The organism is Clostridium sp. KNHs214, assembly GCF_000744935.1.
Classification (GTDB): Bacteria; Bacillota; Clostridia; order Clostridiales; family Clostridiaceae; genus Haloimpatiens.
On the sequence record NZ_JQMW01000011.1, the window covers coordinates 824,060 to 842,190 of the forward strand.

Here is an 18,131-nt window from a genome sequence, read left to right on the forward strand (position 1 = left end):
CTTTATATTCCTTTATTATCTAGTAAATACTTCTCTCTCATTTTTTCAATTTCTCCACAAGTCATCTTTCCTTCTGGACAAGTACTTTTTAAACAACTTGGTCCCGCATATTTAAATAGTACTGGTGCAACTTCTTTCACTTGCTTTAACATTTCATTAGCCAAAGCTCTTATTTCCCATTGTGCCCTATTACAGCATCTATGATTAAAAAAATTCATAAGACTTCTAGCATTCATAGTGAATACTATCTTAGTTTCACATGCATTAGGAAATACATATCTAGCATCTTCTATTGCTTTTTTTTCTGCAACTAAAGGCTTCATACCCTGTTTTATATATTTATCTTTTAGTTTATCTGCAATACTATCATAAGACTTCTGGCATTCTTCCATAGTTTCTATAAAAATTTTCTTTGCCTCTGGGTCCTGTTCTATAGCCTCAGGTATAATATATTGAAATTGTTCTAATCTCACATATCTTTGACTTTGCTGTGAAAAGGATGCAATCCTATGTCTCACCAACTGATGAGTTAAGCTTCTAGAAACCCCCTCTGCCGCAAAAGTAAAAGAAACATGTTCTATTGGTGAATAGTGTCCATATGAAACTAGCATATTTAAAAATTTTTCTGTGTTTTCTTTTGTTAAGTTTTCCTGTATTTCGTCTATACCCACTGGGCTATAACAAAGCTTGGCCGCTGAAGCTATTACACCTTCGGGATTAGGCGTATACTCTATTAATTTAACCTTTAAAGCCATATAAAATTCTCCTTTACACAATATTTAATTAATTTTATTAAATTAATTTGAATGTTTAAATATAAAATTCATCATTTCATTCAATCTACTTTTTCTTTTCATAAGGTACAAATAACCTATTAATGCTTCAAATCCAGTAGCCATTCTATAATCCTGTACATCTGCATTTTTAGGCACTGTAGCTGATTTCGAGTTTCTTCCTCTTTTAAAAATAGCCATTTCTTCTTCTGTAACACTGTCCATTATTTGTTTCATTATATTACTCTGAGCATTAGCTTTTACAAAAGATATAGTTTTCACATGAAGCTTATGTGCAGACATATCCTTGTTTTTTTCAACTAAATATGTTCTTACAAAAACCTCATATACTGCATCTCCTATAAATGCCAAAACTAATGGATTCAAAGCTCTAATGTCATTTTCACTTAATTCATTATTCAATATATCAATTTCCATTTTTATCTCCTAAGTCGTCATTTTACAATATGACTATTTATTTTCTTATGAGCAACCTACACCTGTTTGCTATTTGTTAATCACAATTTATGTTCTATCTATATTTACTTCTTTATTTTAAATGCCATCTCACTCCTTGTGGAGTATCTTCTAACACAATTCCTCTTTTGCTTAAATTATCCCTTATTTCATCTGCTAATGCCCAATTTTTTTCTTTTCGAGCTTTCTGTCTATCTTCTATAAGTTTTTCAATCTCATTTTCCAATTTAGTTTTTGTGCTCTTTTGAAGTATCCCCAAAGGTGCCCCTAATTCTCTAATTAAATCCAAAGATTTTTTCACCAATTCCTTTGATGAATTTACGCTAACATTTAAATTAATTTCTTTAACCAAATCAAATATTACCGTTATTCCATCAGCTGTATTAAAATCATCATCCATTTTTTCAATATATCTATTTTTAAGACCCTTTAATGTATCTTCAAATTTCTTTTCCTCTGGTAAAATATTTTCAATTTTAACTTCTTCTAATAAATTTTCTAAGTTACTTACAGTATTATATATTCTTTCAACAGAAGATTTTGCTGAGTCCAATAGCTCCGTGCTAAAATTAAGCTGATTTCTATAATGAGCTGATAACATAAAGAATCTTATTACATCAACATCATATTGCTGTAATATATCCCTAGTAGTAAAAAAGTTCTTTAGAGATTTAGACATCTTTTTATTATCTATATTTAAATAAGCAGCATGCATCCAATACTTAACAAATTTTTTTCCTGTCCTTGCTTCACTTTGGGCTATTTCATTCTCATGGTGAGGGAATATTAAATCCATGCCGCCACCATGTATATCTATAGTTTCTCCCAATAAATCATATGACATGCAGGAACACTCTATATGCCAACCAGGTCTTCCCATACCCCAAGGACTTTCCCAAGCAGGCTCTCCTGGCTTTTGACTTTTCCATATAACAAAATCCATAGGATCTTTTTTTCTCTCATCTACATTTATTCTAGCTCCAGCTTGTAAATCATCTAAGTTTTGTCCTGAAAGCTTTCCATATTCATCAAATTTTTTAGTATGGAAGTAAACATCTCCATTCACTTCATAAGCATACCCTTTATCTACTAGTTCCTTAACAAAATTCACTATTTGATTTATATACTCAGTGGCTCTAGGATTAACAGTAGCTCTTTCTATATTTAATCCATCTGCATCTTTATAATATTCCTCTATAAATTTATCTCCTAAACTCTTTACTGTTACATTTTCTTCATTGGCTCTTCTTATCATTTTGTCATCTATATCAGTAAAATTTTGTACAAATTTCACCTTATATCCTCTGTATTCTAAATATTTTCTTATAGTATCAAATATAACAAAGGTTCTAGCATTTCCTATATGAAAAAAATCATATACCGTAGGACCACAAACATACATCCTTACCTCTCCCGGTTTTACTGGTATAAATTCTTCCTTTTTTTTAGTCATGGAATTAAAAATCTTCATACTAATGCCCTCCTTTTTTTTAGCAAATGCGTATATACCATATAACTTATATTATATAGCATATACGCTTGTTTTTCTAATATATAATTACACTAAAAAGACATCATTCTAGAATTTATTTTTTAACGTTTCTTTTACTTTGAATAGAACCTCTTCAATTTTTATAACCTCAAGATCATCATTCTTTCTTAACTTAAATTCCACTTGCCCATCTTTTATTTTCTTTCCCACAGTTATTCTAACTGGAATTCCTATTAAATCTGCATCTTTAAACTTAACTCCAGCTCTTTCTTTTCTATCGTCTAATATAACTTCTATACCCTCTGCTTTTATTTTATTATATATGTCCTCTGCAATTCTCATTTGTTCTTCATCTTTGTGAACTGCTGGTATAACAACTACACTATATGGGGCTACACTCAAAGGCCACATTATACCATTTTCATCATTATTTTGTTCAATTACAGCAGCCATAGTTCTGTTTATTCCTATACCATAGCATCCCATAACCAATGGCTTAGCTTCTCCATCTTCATCAATAAATGTAGCTCCCATAGATTCTGAATATTTTGTTCCTAATTTAAATATGTGTCCAACCTCTATACCCCTTGCTATAGTAAGTGATGCCCCGCATCTTGGACATTTATCTCCCTCTATAACATTTCTAAAATCTCCAACTTCTCCTTTGAAGTCCCTACCGTAGTTTACATTCTCATAGTGATATCCAGTTTCATTTCCGCCAACTATAAAATTATACATATTCTTAACTTCTTCATCCACTAAAAGCACATCACATTTTAAGTCTATAGGGCCTGCAAACCCAACTTCTGCATTTGTAGCCTTTCTTACAATTATCTCACTAGCCATATCAAATTCTACTGCTCCACCTATAGCATTCTTAACCTTAACTTCATTTACTTCTCTATCCCCTCTTACCATAACTGCCACTACTTTTCCATCAGCTTCATATATTATAGTTTTAGCAAATTTTTTAGAATTAGTTTTAAAGAAGCTAACTAAATCATCAATAGTTCTAACATCTGGTGTAGCTATTTTATTTAATTCCTTCATATCCTCTTTCTCACTTATTTCTGGAGTAGAAGGTGCTTTTTCCATATTAGCTGCATAATCACAGCAAGAGCAAAATACTATTTCATCTTCTCCAAACTCTGACTTAACCATAAATTCTGCTGAACCTGCTCCTCCCATAGCCCCTGAATCCGCTTCTACGCAGCTATATTCAAGTCCACATCTTTCAAATATATTTTCATATGCCGTATGCATTTTATTATATGCCACATCTAACTCTTCATAATTTTTATCAAAACTATAAGCATCCTTCATCACAAATTCTCTAGAACGCATAACTCCAAATCTTGGTCTTCTTTCATCCCTATATTTAGTTTGAATTTGATAAAGATTTAATGGAAGCTGTTTATATGTATTTATTTCATTCCTAGCTATATCTGTAAATACCTCTTCATGAGTAGGTCCTAAACAAAATTCTCTTTCATTTCTATCTTTAAGCTTAAACATTTCTGGACCCATAACTTCCCATCTTCCGGATTCCTTCCAAAGTTCTGCTGGAATAATAGCTGATGCTAAAAATTCTTGTGCCCCTGCATTATCCATTTCTTCTCTAACTATGTTTTCTATTTTCTTTAATACTCTAAGTCCTAATGGCATAAAATTATATATACCTGATGCCATCTTTTTCATCATTCCAGCTCTTAGCATTAGTTGATGACTTGGAAGTTCTGCTTCCTTTGGCACTTCTCTTAAAGTATTTATAAGCATATTTGACATTTTCATAATTTTTCCTCCTATTCATCTTGCATATAATGTGTTTGATTTGTAATTTTATATAAAACAAAAACTCCCCCTGCTATTAGGGCGAGTTTTTTCGCGGTACCACCTAAATTTGTACTTAATTAAATAACGGCTTACACCGGTAGTTTTTATCTACAGCTCCAAAGTAGGTTCAAAACAATTAAAAATCTTTCAGCCTAGGATTTTCTCTCTGTATATACGTTTCTACTAGTCTTCATCATAGCTTAATATTTTATTTTACTTATTAATATACTTATAGTTTTAATTTATGTCAATAGTTATCTAATAATCCCCTGCATATTATTAAATCCTCTGGAGTAGTTATCTTTATATTATTATAGTCACCTTCATAAAGATATACTTTATTTCCATACCTCTCTACTACCATAGTATCATCAGTAACTCTTACATTATCTTTATTTAACTTTCTATGGCAATTTAATATTAGTTTATATTGAAAAGTTTGTGGTGTTTGAACACAAAACAGCTCATTTCTTTTTAAAGTCTCCTTAGAAAATCCGTCCTGATACCTTATTTTTATAGTATCTTTGGGTGGAACTCCACAGGCTGCAGCTCCGTATTTTTTAGCATATTTTATGCCATCCTCTATAATTCGCTTATTAACAAAAGGTCTTGCACCATCATGTATCAGTACTATATCACATTTTTCTATTTCTTCCAGCCCATTTACTACGGAATCTTGCCTTTCCTTGCCACCCTCTACTATTTTAGAAACTTTTTCTATTTTGTATTTTTCAACTACTTCTTTTCTACAATACTCTATTTCATCCTTAGCTGCAACAATGATTATATCATCAATAATATCACTGTGTTCAAAAGCTTTTAATGTATAATAAATCACTGGTCTATCTCCTAATTCTATATATTGCTTGTTCACACCAGCCCTCATCCTTACTCCCTTACCTGCAGCTAAAATAATTGCACAGTTCTTGCTCATATCAAATTCCTTTCATTCCCCTAAACCATTAATCTTTTGGCTTAGCAAATATCATCCTTCCAGCAGCTGTCTGTAGAACAGATGTAACTGTTACATACTTTGTTTCACCCATGTACTTTCTTCCACCTTCTACCACTATCATAGTACCATCATCTAAATATCCAATACCCTGCCCTGACTCTTTTCCATCTTTAACTATTGGTATTAGCATCTCTTCTCCTGGCAATACCATAGGTTTAACTGCATTGGCTAGCTCATTTATATTTAATACATCTACTCCTTGAAATTGAGCTACCTTGTTTAAATTATAGTCGTTAGTTATTACCTTTCCATCTAATACTTGAGCTAGTTTTAATAATTTACTATCTACCTCTGCTATATCAGGAAAATCTTTTTCGTATATTTGAACCTCAATCTTTAATTCTTTTTGTATCTTATTTAGTATATCTAAACCTCTTCTGCCCCTATTTCTTTTTAAAGAGTCAGAAGAATCAGCTATATGCCTTAATTCTTCTAAGACAAAAGTAGGTATAACCAATGCCCCCTCTATAAATCCACTTTGACATATATCTAATATACGTCCATCAATAATAACCGATGTATCCAATACCTTTGGAGTAACCTTATGTGTATTCTTACTTTTTTTATCCTTTCCTGTATTCATCTTTTTAAAACTAGAGAAAAAATTAGTTATCTCTTCCTTTTTTCTTATAGAAATATTCACTCCCAAAGCAGCCATTATAACAGCTATAAGTATGCTCAATATAGTACCCAATGCTCCAAAGTTAGAAAAAGTTGAAGTTATAAGTACTGCTATTATAAGTCCAAGAATAGCTCCTACAGTTCCAAATAAAATATCATTAGCCGGAACTCTTTGAAAATTGTTTTCAATATAATCCATGATTTTCATAATAGCAGAGTTAATTATAGGAGAAATTAAAAACATAATGAATCCAAATAATAATACACAGAACACAATAAAAACTATAGATAATACTGGACTAGTTTTAAAATATTCAACTTTACCTATATAATCTGTTTTAAGTAGTCCATTACCCAAAATAAATCCCAATACAAGTCCAATGATTGTAAATAAACTTCTTAATATTTTTTTTAACACTTGTTCACCTCCTAGAATATAAGTAATTAAACACCTTTTGGTTTTTTTGTCTTTTTATATAACTAATATATATTAATTAACTTTTTATTTCAATGTATGTTTTAATATTTTTCTTTTACAAATCCCCCTATATTTTATAGCGTTTTTATTTTATCATATAAATATACTAACAATAAAATAATTTTTCAAGATACAAAATCCTCTATTAGTATTATTGACAAAATTGTGTGAATAAAACTATAATTACATTAATAATGAATTTTGAATTTTTTGTAAGGAGTTGAGTTTTATGAAAGATGTCATATTTGATGATTTCCAGAATTCTGTATCTGAGTCCCTTTTGAGGCATAAAAGTATTTTAGATATAATGACCAAACTTCAAGAGTCGCAGTCTAGAATAAATAGAGCAATTGCTAAATCTGCCACCAATTGTGGTTGCATAAAAATAAATGTAGAAAAACAAAAAATTCCTGACTCTTATGAAAACATTAATGATTTCCAATCCCTTTTACAAACACACTTAAAAGGTAAAATGTGCGAAAACTGCAGAGATGTGCTGGAAAAAGAAATCGGAAATAACTTGTTTTACATTGCCTCACTTTGTGATGTACTTGATTTAAACCTCTATGATGTATTATTAAAAGAATATAATCGAATAAATACTCTCGGTAAATATTCCCTCAAATAATGCTATGTTATAGCACAAATTTAATTTTGTGCTATAACTGTTTATCAAGCATAAACTGTTCTCTCAATCTTCTAAGTCCATTTTTTATAGCTTTAGCCCTTGCTTCACCTATACCCTCTACATTATCTAATTGTTCATAGCTTGCCTCTATAACAGATTTTAACTCTTTAAAATTACTAACCAAATTTTCTATTACATTAACCGGAAGTCTAGGAATCTTATTTAACATCCTATATCCCCTAGGTGATATTAATGTATCTACTAGTGGTACCCCAGTATATCCTAGCAATTTTGAGATACCATCTAAGTCTATTAGTTCTTCAGATGACATATTTTGAATTTGCTTATATATTTCATTGTAGTCCATGTCACTTTCACAGTAATCTCTTATAAGAAGTATTCCATCTTCTTCTATATTCTTTATAAGTTCACTAAGTTGCATAGATATAAGTCTTCCTTCATTTCCTAGTTCACATATATACATCTCTATTTCACTAACAATTCTCATTACCATTTCAGTTCTTTGAATAGCAGTTATAACATCAAACAAAGTAGCCAAATCCTGAAATTCCAATAAATTCAAGTTGCTTACTACTCTCTCTAATACAGACACATATTTCTCCAAAGTCTGAAGTGCTTGATTAGCTCTAGCAAGTATAGCACTACTGTCCCTAAGTACATACTTTATAGCATCCTTATATATAGTTATTACGTTTCTTCTTTGAGAAATAGCCACTACTATAGAACCAGTTTGCCTTGCTATTCTATGTGCTGTTCTATGCCTAGTTCCTGTTTCAAAAGTAGGTGTAGAAGATTCCGGTATAAGCTGTGCATTAGCTACTAATATTCTCTTAAGATCACTGCTTACTATTATTGCCCCATCCATTTTAGCTAATTCATATATGTATGAAGGACTATATTCTGAATTTATATTAAATCCTCCATCTACCAATTTTAATACTTCTTCTTTGTCACTTAATACTACAAGTCCTCCAGTTTTAGCTCTTAATATGTTTTCTAAGCCTTCTCTAAGCTGCGTTCCTGGGGCCATTATTTTTAAAATCTCCATTAGTTCCTTATCTTTTTTAAGTCTCACTTTACTCACCCTTATCTAAAAAACTTTAGTTATAGCTTCTTTTAGAGAAGATACTCCTATTATATTTATTTCCTCATTTCTTATCTTTTCCAAATTTCTGTAAGGTATAACAATATTCTTAAATCCCATCTTGCTTCCTTCATTTACAAGTTTCTCACAATGAGAAATTGGTCTAACCTCTGAGGTAAGTCCTACTTCTCCCACAACTATCATTCTATCTAACTTAAAAGGTCTTCCTGTAGCGCTTGACACCAAAGCTAGAGCTAAACCTAAATCACCAAAGGTTCCATCTATATTTAGACCTCCAACTACATTAATGTATACATCATATTTATAAAAAGGTATTCTAAGCTTTTTTTCTAACACTGCAAGAATTAAGCTTAATCTAGAATTTTCAATTCCTACAGCTGTTCTTCTCGGCATAGGAGCCTTAGTTTCACTCACAAGTGCTTGAATTTCTACTAAAAGCGGCCTAGTACCCTCCATTATCCCTATAACTGCTGAACCTTCTTGATTGAAATTTGTTTCCTCAAGAAATACTTCGGATGGATTATATATTTCCTTTAGGCCTACATCTCTCATTTCAAAAACTCCTATTTCACTAGTGGTTCCAAAACGATTTTTCATAGTACGTAGTATTCTAAATTCTTGAGTTCTTTCTCCTTCAAAATACAAAACCGTATCTACCATATGTTCTAATACCCTAGGGCCTGCTAATTCTCCCTGTTTGGTTACATGAGCTACTATAAAAAAGGGTATATTTTTACCTTTAGCAGTTCTCATAAGTTCATTAGAACATGCTCTTACTTGTGAAACGCTGCCTGGAGCAGAACTAATTTCAGTATTATAAAGAGTTTGAATGGAATCTATTATAACAAAGGAAGGGTCTATATTTTCTATATGACTCTTAATTGATTCTATATCCGTTTCTGATACCACATATAAATTTGGAGAAGTAGTTTTCAGTCTATCACCCCTCATCTTTATTTGCTCTTCAGATTCCTCTCCAGATACATACAGAACCTTCCCATACTTTTCTCCAATATTGCTGGCTGTTTGAAGTAAAAGTGTTGATTTACCTATACCTGGATCCCCTGAAATAAGTACTAAAGATCCTTTAACTAATCCTCCTCCTAATACTCTATTAAGCTCTCTTATGCCTGTATCATATCTTGCATATTCGCTAGATTTTATACTAATTATGCTTTTAGGTGTACTTGAATTAGCTTTAGTAGCTAAATTAGCAGTTCTGGAGGTGTCTTTTACTTCCTCTACAAAACTGTTCCATGCTCCACAATCAGGACATCTGCCTAACCACTTTGCACTTTCATATCCACATTTTTCACATTGGAAATAGTTTTTTAATTTTGCCAATTTATACACCACCTAGCTTTAAGGATACTATTTTGTTAAAAAACTTTATCGTTTTCTTATAATAAAAAAACCACATTTAATAACGTGGCTGCATAACTACCTAAATATATATTATATACCTAATGCTTTACAATTTCTACAATTTTATTATTAATTTAATATAAACTATATCCATTATTATTTACATGTTTTTAACATATTAAACATAGTTTTTTATATTATTTCCACGTTTTATTATAAACTAAGCTTTTATTTTTTTGTTTTATAGTCATCTACACAATTGATGCACATTATAGCAATGTAAAATACAATAGTAACTACAACTGGAACATACTAATTTCTAAGTTTCATTTACAATAAAACTGCACCTGAAACTAAAAATTTTGCTTATAGCTTATTATTAATAATATCATTAATTCTATTAATAATATATAAATTTCTTTATTAATTCATCATTAATTCACAAAACTTTCATAAAAAAGGATTGGCATTAGCCAACCCTTTTTAGTATTTTATTTTTTCATAAATACTAGTTCACCATGATTTTCAGTAACATTTACACTATCACCTTTTAAAATATTTCCTTTCAACATTTCTTCTGATAACTTATCCTCTACTACTTTAGTTATTTCCCTTCTTAAAGGTCTTGCTCCATAAGTAGAATCAAACCCTTTTTTAGCAAGTATATTTTCAGCATTTTCATCAAAGTATATCTTTATATTTTGCTCACTAAGTCTTTTAGAAACTTCATTAAGCATTAACCCAACTATTTTCCTTAAATGTATTTGCTCAAGCTGATGGAATACAATTATGTCGTCTATTCTATTCAAAAATTCCGGCCTAAAAGTTCTTTTTAATTCCTGCATAATGTTTTCTTTCATATTTTCGTACTCTGTTTCTCTTTCATCTTCTATCACACTAAATCCCAAAGACTTCTGTTTTTTAATAGTAGATGCTCCTGCATTTGATGTCATTATAATTATAGTATTTCTAAAGTCCACAGTTTTTCCTTTACCATCTGTAAGCCTGCCATCCTCTAGTATCTGAAGCATTATATTAAATACATCAGGATGTGCTTTCTCTATTTCATCAAATAACACCACTGAATATGGATGTCTTCTAACCTTATCTGTTAATTGCCCTCCCTCTTCATAACCTACATATCCTGGAGGAGATCCTATAAGTCTAGACACTGCATGCTTTTCCATGTACTCAGACATATCTATCCTTATAATATTTTTTTCATCTCCAAACATAGCCTCTGCCAATGCCTTAGATAATTCTGTTTTTCCCACTCCTGTAGGGCCTAAGAATATAAAGGAGCCTATTGGCCTTTTTGGATCTTTAAGTCCAACCCTTGCTCTTCTTACGGCTCTGGCTACGGACCTTACTGCTTCCTCCTGTCCAATAACTCTTTTATGAAGTATATTCTCCAATTTAAGTAGCCTATCCGATTCTGTTTCCGTAAGTTTTTCCACTGGCACATTAGTCCACTTAGCCACCACTGCAGCAATTTGTTTTGAAGAAACTATTCCTTCGCCAACCTCACTTTTAGTTTTCCAGTTTCTTTTTAGATTTTCTAATTCATCTCTTAAATTTTTTTCTTCATCTCTTAAACTTGCCGCTTTTTCAAAATTTTGAACATTTATAGCATCTGATTTTTCTTTACATATTTTTTCAAGCTTTTCTTCCATGGTTTTTAAATCTGGCGGTGCAGTTAAATTTTGTATTCTAACCTTTGCTCCTGCTTCGTCAATTAAATCTATAGCTTTATCTGGCAAATATCTATCTGTAATGTACCTATCCGATAATTTTACCGCCGATTCTATGGCATCATCTGTTATTTTTACTCTATGATGTGCCTCATATTTATCTCTTAATCCTCTTAATATAAGTATAGTTTCCTCTTTAGTAGGTTCTCCTACCATTACTGGTTGAAATCTTCTTTCAAGAGCTGCATCTTTTTCTATATGCTTTCTATACTCATCTATGGTTGTAGCGCCTATACACTGAATTTCACCTCTTGCTAGGGCTGGTTTTAATATATTAGATGCATCTATGGCCCCTTCTGCTCCTCCTGCACCTATTATAGTATGAATCTCATCTATAAATAATATAACATTCTTTGAATTTCTTATCTCAATCATTACATTTTTTAATCTTTCCTCAAATTCACCTCTATACTTAGAGCCCGCTATGAGGGATGATAAATCTAAAGTAACTACTCTTTTATCTTTTAAAATTTCAGGCATATTCCCCTGAACAATTCTTTGTGCTAAACCTTCCGCTATAGCCGTCTTACCAACTCCAGGATCTCCAATTAAACAAGGATTATTCTTAGTTCTTCTGCATAGAATTTCTAGAACTCTTTCCGTTTCCTTATCTCTTCCTATTACTGGATCTAGTTCGCCCTCTCTTGCCATATTAGTTAAATCTCTTCCATATTGATCCAAAGTAGGGGTGCTTTGTCCTACGTTTTGAGATGTGGTACTATTTGGAGATACCTGTTCGCCAGATAATTTTTGTACTATTTCATTTATAAGTTTATTAAAATCCACATTTAAATTTACAAGGATGGTAAAGGCTACGCCTTCCCCTTCTTTTATTAATGCAATGAGCATATGTTCTGGGCTTATATAATTATGACTTAAATTTCTAGCTTCCATTAAACTTATTTCTAAAAGCCTCTTTGTTCTTGGAGTTAATGGAATTTCATTTTGAACAAAATCCATATCTCCCTGTCCTTCATATCTATTAACCAATGTCCTGACATTTTCCACTGTAACCCCTTGATCATTAAGGCACTTTCTAGCAACACCTTCTTCTCTTAATATACCCAAAAGTATGTGTTCTGTCCCCACATATCCATGTCTAAAATTTTTCGCCTCTTCTTGTGCATACATAAAAACTCTTTGGGAACGTTCTGAAAACCTACCAAACATCATATTAATCACTCCTTGACACTATAACTTAGATTTTACCAAAATGGCCCTCTGTATATCCCTCTCTTTTTTAGACAAAACCACTTGGGAATTTTTCTGCAAACTAGCTGGCTGTAAGGATATTAATAAATCATTAAGAGTATTTTTTTCTATATCCTTTATTATTCCTGTTTCTACTCCCATTCTTACATATGATAAAAGTTTTAAACATTCGCTATTTTCTAGAATTACTGCAGAACGTAATATTCCTAGAGCTCTATATATTTTATCCTGAATTTCATAATTATATTTTTTAAATAACTTTTCTCTAGCTAAATTTTCTTGGTTTACTATTTGCTTCACTACTGCAATTAAATTGGTTATTATTTCTTGTTCACTTGCTCCTAATGTTATCTGATTAGACACTTGAAATAAATTTCCCTCTGATCTAGATCCTTCTCCATACAATCCTCTTATAGTCATCCCTAAATGGGAAATAGCTGCAAACACCTGTTCAATTTCATTTTTCATAACCAATGCAGGTAAATGTATCATGACAGAAGCTCTTAAACCAGTTCCTAGATTTGTAGGACATGCTGTTAAATATCCCAATTTTTCATCAAAAGCAAATTCCATATTTTCCTCTAATTTATTATCTAATATATTAGCTGTTTCATAAGCTTCTTTAAGGTTCAATCCTCCAGTTATACATTGTATCCTTAAATGATCCTCTTCGTTTACCATAATGCTTACTGTTTCATCATTAGATACTATAAAGGCTCCCTTATGCTCATTATTTAAAAGTTTGGGGCTTATTAAATGTTTTTCTAAGTATACACTGTTGGTTACTCTGTCACCATTCCATAGATATATAGTTTTATATTCTTTCTCTCCATATATGCTATAAAAATTCTCTTCTATTTTGTTTACCACATCTTTTGCATTAGATGTTTCTAACTTATCCGGAAATGGAATTCCTTCTAAATTTCTAGCTAGTCTTATTCTGCTACTTAAAACAATATCATCTGTTTTATTGTTAGCTTTAATCCAGTTTTCCATATAACCACTCCCTAAATTTCTTTCTCTATTTCTCTTATTCGATCTCGCAATTCAGCAGCCTTCTCATATTCTTCTGCAGCTATTACCTTTTGTAGTTTTTCTTTTAAATCTAAAATTGCTTTCTTTTTCAATATGTCCTTACCAGCTGTTTTAGGTATTTTTCCTATATGCTCAACATTCCCTTGAACTCTTCTTATTACTGAATTTAATGTACTCCCAAAATTCTTATAACAATAGCTACATCCAAGCAAGCCTTTTTCTTTGAATTCACTATAGGTAGTACCACAATGTTCGCATCTAGATTCCCTTGGCTGTTCCAAACTATTACTACCATTTTTGTTCATATAGTCCATTATTCCGCTTAATATGCTTTGAAAAGTGAAAGGAGATGCTAAATTGAATTCTGGTTCTATTTCTAAGTTTATATTTAATCCCTCTGTATTTTTAGCACATTCCTCACATAAATATAGTTCTTCCTTATGCCCATTTATTATCCTTGAAATATGCACTGTTGCTTCTTTCTTGTTACATACACTACATAACACTTCTTATCCCTCCAAACTTTAAGCTACATTAAGTATAATTGTAGCTTATTAGCCCTAAAATTAGACTTTGCTCCTTACAAAAATACAAACTACAATAGTATAACTGTAATCATAGACTTTAATATATCTGCCCTTAAAGTATTTCTATCTTGAGTATTATTTGATAGCGCTCTTTCATTTATGGCAGCCTTCATTATATTACTTTCTTTTTCACTTATATATCTAGCTTCATATAACCCTTCAATTATTTTCACCCCAGTATCATAAGTAATATTATTTCCAATTTTTTCATTTATAATACTAAACAGAGGTTTATAATTTTGAACTTGAATTCTTCTAATTCTAATACATCCTCCTCCACCCCTTTTACTTTCTATATAATAACCTTTATCGTTAGTAAATCTTGTAGTTAAAACATAATTTATTTGAGAAGGTGCACAACTAAAGTAATTGGCCAGTTCATTTCTTACTATTTCTAGTTCTTCCTCTTGATTTTCTTTCATCATGTCTTTTATAAATTCCTCTATAATGTCGGATAATCTTGCCATTTTTATCTCTCCTGACTTTATCTTTCTTTGACCTTAATTTCATCATATTATTTTTACATCTTTTATGCAATACATCTCTGAAATATTCTATTTCATATATATGTATATACATTAGTTTTTCTCTATTATTCTCAATATTATTCACATTTTCTAACATAAATAAAGTTCTAAATTTCAAATAGAGTTTCTTACTCAAACTGAAACTTAGAACTTATCAAAATAACTATTTTATCCAAAACTTAGTCATTATTATTAATACTAAAGTTAAACAACCCACTAATATAAGTACAAAGGGCAAAATCACCTCTATACCTGCAATTGTAAGTGCCAATAAATCTTTAAATTGAAGCTTTTCACATACTTTTTCTTCTTTGTACAGTTCATTTTTCATATCTCCCATTTTATCTCTCCTCTTATACTAAGTGACAAGCCACAAAATGCTCTTTGTCAACTTCTCTATATTCTGGCATTTCTTCTGAACATCTTTTAATAGCATAGGGACATCTAGTATGAAACTTACACCCTGAAGGTGGATTTGCAGGACTTGGTATATCTCCCTTTAATATTATTCTATCTCTTCTCAAAGTAGGATCTGGTATTGGAACTGCTGATAATAAAGCCTTAGTATATGGATGTAATGGATTTTTGTATAACTCCTCTTTTGTAGCCATTTCTACTAAAGCTCCCAAATACATAACTCCCACTCTATGAGATATATGCTTAACTACACTTAAATCATGAGAAATAAATAAATATGAAAACCCCAGAGTTTCTTGAAGTTCTTGCATTAAATTTATAATTTGTGCCTGTATTGACACGTCTAATGCGGAAACTGGTTCATCTGCTACTATAAAATCTGGATTTAAAATAAGCGCTCTAGCTATACCTATTCTCTGCCTTTGTCCCCCAGAAAATTCATGAGGATATCGTTTTGTATGGTATGGAGCAAGTCCACAAACTTTTAGAGTTTCACCTACTCTATCACTAACCTCTCCTTTAGAACATATTCCGTGATCTGTTAAAGCTTCTCCAACTATCTCACCAACAGTTAATCTAGGATTTAATGAACTATATGGATCTTGGAATATAAGTTGCATCTTAAGTCTTAACTTTCTCAATTGATGTTTATTGCATTTATATACATCCACATCCTTAAAATGTACCTTTCCATCTGTTTTATCCCACAGTCTCAATATGGTTCTACCTATAGTAGATTTACCACAGCCTGACTCTCCTACCAAACCTAAAGTTTCACCTTTATTTATACTAAAACTAACATCATCTACAGCTTTTACATATCCTACAGTTCTTTGAAAAAAGCCCCCACTTATAGGGAAATACTTTTTTAAGTTTTCAACCTTTATCAATGTATCATTTCTTTCTTCCACTTACTCCACCTCCTTTTCATAAAGCCAACAAGCTACTTCATGTCTATTCCCTTTATCTATTAAAGAAGGTATTCCTTTTTTACAATCCTCACAAGTTTTATTACATCTCTCATAAAAATAACAATACTCAGGCATACCTATAGGATTAGGCACTTGACCTGGAATAGAATAAAGTTTATCCTGTTCTTTATTTAATGCAGGTTTTGAGTTTAAAAGTCCTATGGTATAAGGATGCTTAGGATTCTTAAATAATTCTACTACTGGCGCTTTTTCCACTACTTTTCCAGCATACATAACTACAACATAATCTGCCATTTCAGCAATAACACCTAAATCATGAGTTATGAGCATTATAGATGCTCCTATTTTATCTTTTAAATCCTTCATTAATTCTAAAATCTGAGCTTGAATAGTAACATCCAATGCAGTAGTTGGTTCATCTGCAATTAAAAGTTTAGGATTACAAGAAAGAGCCATAGCTATCATCGCTCTTTGCCTCATTCCTCCACTTAATTCATGAGGATAGCACTGAAACACCTCTTCTGCTCTAGGTATTCCTACTAATTTCAGCATTTCAATAGATCTCTTTTTAGCCTTTTCCTTATCTAATTTTTGGTGAAGTATTATAGTCTCACTTATTTGATATCCTATAGTGAGTACAGGATTTAAAGAAGTCATAGGTTCTTGAAAAATTACAGCAATATCATTTCCCCTTATATTCCTCATATCTTCATCATTTAACTCTAAAATATTTTTATCTTCAAAATACATTTCTCCGCCCATAATTTTTCCTGGAGGATTAGGTATAAGTCTCATAAGAGACATAGCCGCAACACTTTTTCCGCATCCAGATTCACCTACCAATCCCAAAGTTTCTCCTTTTTTAATTTTAAAACTTACGTCATCCACTGCTTTCACAATTCCATCTTCTGTTTTAAAATATGTTTTTAAATTTTTTATTTCTACTAAGTCAGTATTATCCACATCCACACCCCCTATACCTTTAGTTTAGGATCTAGTGCATCTCTCAAGCCATCACCAAATAAATTTATAGCCATAACTGTTAAAAATATGCACAAACCTGGTGGCGCCCAAACCCACATTCTATTTTTTAAGGTAAACATATCATTCACTTTTTGAACCATTTGTCCCCAAGAAGGTGTAGGCGGGGTTACTCCTAGTCCTAGAAAACTTAAAGTAGACTCTGTAAGTATAGCTCCTCCTATTCCTAATGTTGCAGAAACTATTATAGATGCAAAAGTATTAGGTAATAAATGCACAAACATCTTTCTTTTATCACTTAATCCTAAACATTCTGCCGCCTGCATGAATTCCTGCTCTCTCAGAGAAAGTATTTGTCCCCTTACTATACGACAAAGTGAAGGCCACCCTAGAAAACCTATTATAAACATAATCACATACATTCTATTTTCAGGTTTTATTTTCAAATCAGACATAACTGCAGCAAGCATTATAAGTATAGGAAGACCTGGTAAACACATAAACATATCCACTATTCTCATAATTACTGCATCTACTTTTCCACCGTAATACCCCGCAATAGCTCCCATTATACTTCCAATGGCAACCTCAATTATAACTGCCAATATTCCTACCAATAAAGAAACTCTTCCCCCATACATAAGTCTGGTCAAAACATCTCTTCCCACTTCATCTGTTCCCAAAATATGTGCACTTGTTGGTGCTTTATACTTATCAATTAAACTCATAGTATCTGAGCCATAAGAAGAAAATAATGGTCCAACAAAAGAGAATAATATCATGAATATAAGTATAAACATGCCTACCATAGCTAATTTATTTTTTCTCAACCTTCTCATAACTATTTTAAAAGGACTTACTATTTCATTTTCTTTCAACTT

General features: G+C 31.5%; 17 protein-coding genes and 1 other annotated feature. Of the genes, 1 reads left to right on the plus strand and 16 read right to left on the minus strand.

Features of this window, described 5'->3' with window-relative positions; genetic code table 11:
* Window positions 1-2: 2 nt before the first annotated feature.
* From thyX to CC89_RS12495, 6 genes are all read right to left on the minus strand, one after another.
* Window positions 3-755: an FAD-dependent thymidylate synthase gene (gene thyX / locus CC89_RS12470; protein WP_035292595.1), complete on the minus strand. Its 753-nt coding sequence runs from the start codon at window positions 753-755 to the stop codon at window positions 3-5.
* Window positions 756-797: 42 nt separating this feature from the next.
* Entirely contained in the window at window positions 798-1,211 is a 414-nt protein-coding gene (locus tag CC89_RS12475) for a Mini-ribonuclease 3 (protein ID WP_035292598.1), read from the minus strand.
* A 112-nt stretch (window positions 1,212-1,323) separates the two neighbouring features.
* Window positions 1,324-2,721 (minus strand): cysteine--tRNA ligase, encoded by a 1,398-nt coding sequence (cysS, locus tag CC89_RS12480; protein WP_035292600.1) that lies wholly within the window; start codon window positions 2,719-2,721, stop codon window positions 1,324-1,326.
* Between the two features lie 108 nt (window positions 2,722-2,829).
* Entirely contained in the window at window positions 2,830-4,533 is a 1,704-nt protein-coding gene (locus tag CC89_RS12485; RefSeq protein WP_035292602.1) for a proline--tRNA ligase, read from the minus strand.
* A 74-nt stretch (window positions 4,534-4,607) separates the two neighbouring features.
* Window positions 4,608-4,781 (minus strand) — a binding site (T-box leader).
* Between the two features lie 41 nt (window positions 4,782-4,822).
* On the minus strand, window positions 4,823-5,509 hold the full coding sequence (gene ispD / locus CC89_RS12490) for a 2-C-methyl-D-erythritol 4-phosphate cytidylyltransferase (protein ID WP_035292604.1): 687 nt from the start codon (window positions 5,507-5,509) through the stop codon (window positions 4,823-4,825).
* 28 nt (window positions 5,510-5,537) lie between these two features.
* Window positions 5,538-6,629 (minus strand): PIN/TRAM domain-containing protein, encoded by a 1,092-nt coding sequence (locus tag CC89_RS12495; protein ID WP_035292607.1) that lies wholly within the window; start codon window positions 6,627-6,629, stop codon window positions 5,538-5,540.
* Window positions 6,630-6,918: 289 nt separating this feature from the next.
* Here CC89_RS12495 and CC89_RS12500 point away from each other — a divergent pair, with 289 nt between their 5' ends.
* Window positions 6,919-7,317 (plus strand): nucleoside triphosphate pyrophosphohydrolase family protein, encoded by a 399-nt coding sequence (locus CC89_RS12500; RefSeq protein WP_035292608.1) that lies wholly within the window; start codon window positions 6,919-6,921, stop codon window positions 7,315-7,317.
* Window positions 7,318-7,348: 31 nt separating this feature from the next.
* Here CC89_RS12500 and disA read toward each other — a convergent pair whose 3' ends face one another.
* The 10 genes from disA to opp4C all read right to left on the minus strand — a co-directional run bounded on the left by disA (window position 7,349) and on the right by opp4C (window position 18,128).
* Complete coding sequence (disA, locus tag CC89_RS12505) at window positions 7,349-8,413, minus strand: DNA integrity scanning diadenylate cyclase DisA (RefSeq protein ID WP_035292611.1); 1,065 nt, start codon at window positions 8,411-8,413, stop codon at window positions 7,349-7,351.
* A 15-nt stretch (window positions 8,414-8,428) separates the two neighbouring features.
* Window positions 8,429-9,787 carry a DNA repair protein RadA gene (gene radA, locus CC89_RS12510; RefSeq protein ID WP_035292612.1) on the minus strand — a complete coding sequence of 453 codons (1,359 nt, stop codon included), beginning with the start codon at window positions 9,785-9,787 and terminating at the stop codon, window positions 8,429-8,431.
* A 512-nt stretch (window positions 9,788-10,299) separates the two neighbouring features.
* The gene (locus CC89_RS12515) at window positions 10,300-12,732 is read right to left on the minus strand and encodes an ATP-dependent Clp protease ATP-binding subunit (RefSeq protein ID WP_035292614.1); all 2,433 of its coding nucleotides are present in this window, start codon (window positions 12,730-12,732) and stop codon (window positions 10,300-10,302) included.
* Window positions 12,733-12,750: 18 nt separating this feature from the next.
* Window positions 12,751-13,767 carry a protein arginine kinase gene (locus CC89_RS12520; protein ID WP_035292616.1) on the minus strand — a complete coding sequence of 339 codons (1,017 nt, stop codon included), beginning with the start codon at window positions 13,765-13,767 and terminating at the stop codon, window positions 12,751-12,753.
* 11 nt (window positions 13,768-13,778) lie between these two features.
* Entirely contained in the window at window positions 13,779-14,312 is a 534-nt protein-coding gene (locus CC89_RS12525; protein WP_035292618.1) for a UvrB/UvrC motif-containing protein, read from the minus strand.
* Between the two features lie 89 nt (window positions 14,313-14,401).
* Complete coding sequence (locus CC89_RS12530; protein WP_035292621.1) at window positions 14,402-14,860, minus strand: CtsR family transcriptional regulator; 459 nt, start codon at window positions 14,858-14,860, stop codon at window positions 14,402-14,404.
* 223 nt (window positions 14,861-15,083) lie between these two features.
* Window positions 15,084-15,260 carry a hypothetical protein gene (locus tag CC89_RS20595; RefSeq protein ID WP_180963972.1) on the minus strand — a complete coding sequence of 59 codons (177 nt, stop codon included), beginning with the start codon at window positions 15,258-15,260 and terminating at the stop codon, window positions 15,084-15,086.
* 13 nt (window positions 15,261-15,273) lie between these two features.
* Window positions 15,274-16,248, minus strand: coding sequence for an ABC transporter ATP-binding protein (locus CC89_RS12535; protein WP_035292624.1), 975 nt, complete (start codon window positions 16,246-16,248; stop codon window positions 15,274-15,276).
* Entirely contained in the window at window positions 16,249-17,232 is a 984-nt protein-coding gene (locus tag CC89_RS12540) for an ABC transporter ATP-binding protein (protein WP_035292626.1), read from the minus strand. It lies immediately after the preceding gene.
* Between the two features lie 11 nt (window positions 17,233-17,243).
* Window positions 17,244-18,128 (minus strand): oligopeptide ABC transporter permease, encoded by an 885-nt coding sequence (gene opp4C, locus CC89_RS12545; RefSeq protein WP_286161350.1) that lies wholly within the window; start codon window positions 18,126-18,128, stop codon window positions 17,244-17,246.
* Window positions 18,129-18,131: the final 3 nt, after the last annotated feature.

What these genes read in the sequence shown, in the direction of transcription:
- thyX (WP_035292595.1), bottom strand. Translation starts at nt 755, where the DNA reads ATGGCTTTAAAGGTTAAATTAATAGAGTATACGCCTAATCCCGAAGGT.
- CC89_RS12475 (WP_035292598.1), bottom strand. Translation starts at nt 1,211, where the DNA reads ATGGAAATTGATATATTGAATAATGAATTAAGTGAAAATGACATTAGA.
- cysS (WP_035292600.1), bottom strand. Translation starts at nt 2,721, where the DNA reads ATGAAGATTTTTAATTCCATGACTAAAAAAAAGGAAGAATTTATACCA.
- CC89_RS12485 (WP_035292602.1), bottom strand. Translation starts at nt 4,533, where the DNA reads ATGAAAATGTCAAATATGCTTATAAATACTTTAAGAGAAGTGCCAAAG.
- ispD (WP_035292604.1), bottom strand. Translation starts at nt 5,509, where the DNA reads ATGAGCAAGAACTGTGCAATTATTTTAGCTGCAGGTAAGGGAGTAAGG.
- CC89_RS12500 (WP_035292608.1), top strand. Translation starts at nt 6,919, where the DNA reads ATGAAAGATGTCATATTTGATGATTTCCAGAATTCTGTATCTGAGTCC.
- CC89_RS12515 (WP_035292614.1), bottom strand. Translation starts at nt 12,732, where the DNA reads ATGATGTTTGGTAGGTTTTCAGAACGTTCCCAAAGAGTTTTTATGTAT.
- CC89_RS12520 (WP_035292616.1), bottom strand. Translation starts at nt 13,767, where the DNA reads ATGGAAAACTGGATTAAAGCTAACAATAAAACAGATGATATTGTTTTA.
- CC89_RS12530 (WP_035292621.1), bottom strand. Translation starts at nt 14,860, where the DNA reads ATGGCAAGATTATCCGACATTATAGAGGAATTTATAAAAGACATGATG.
- CC89_RS20595 (WP_180963972.1), bottom strand. Translation starts at nt 15,260, where the DNA reads ATGGGAGATATGAAAAATGAACTGTACAAAGAAGAAAAAGTATGTGAA.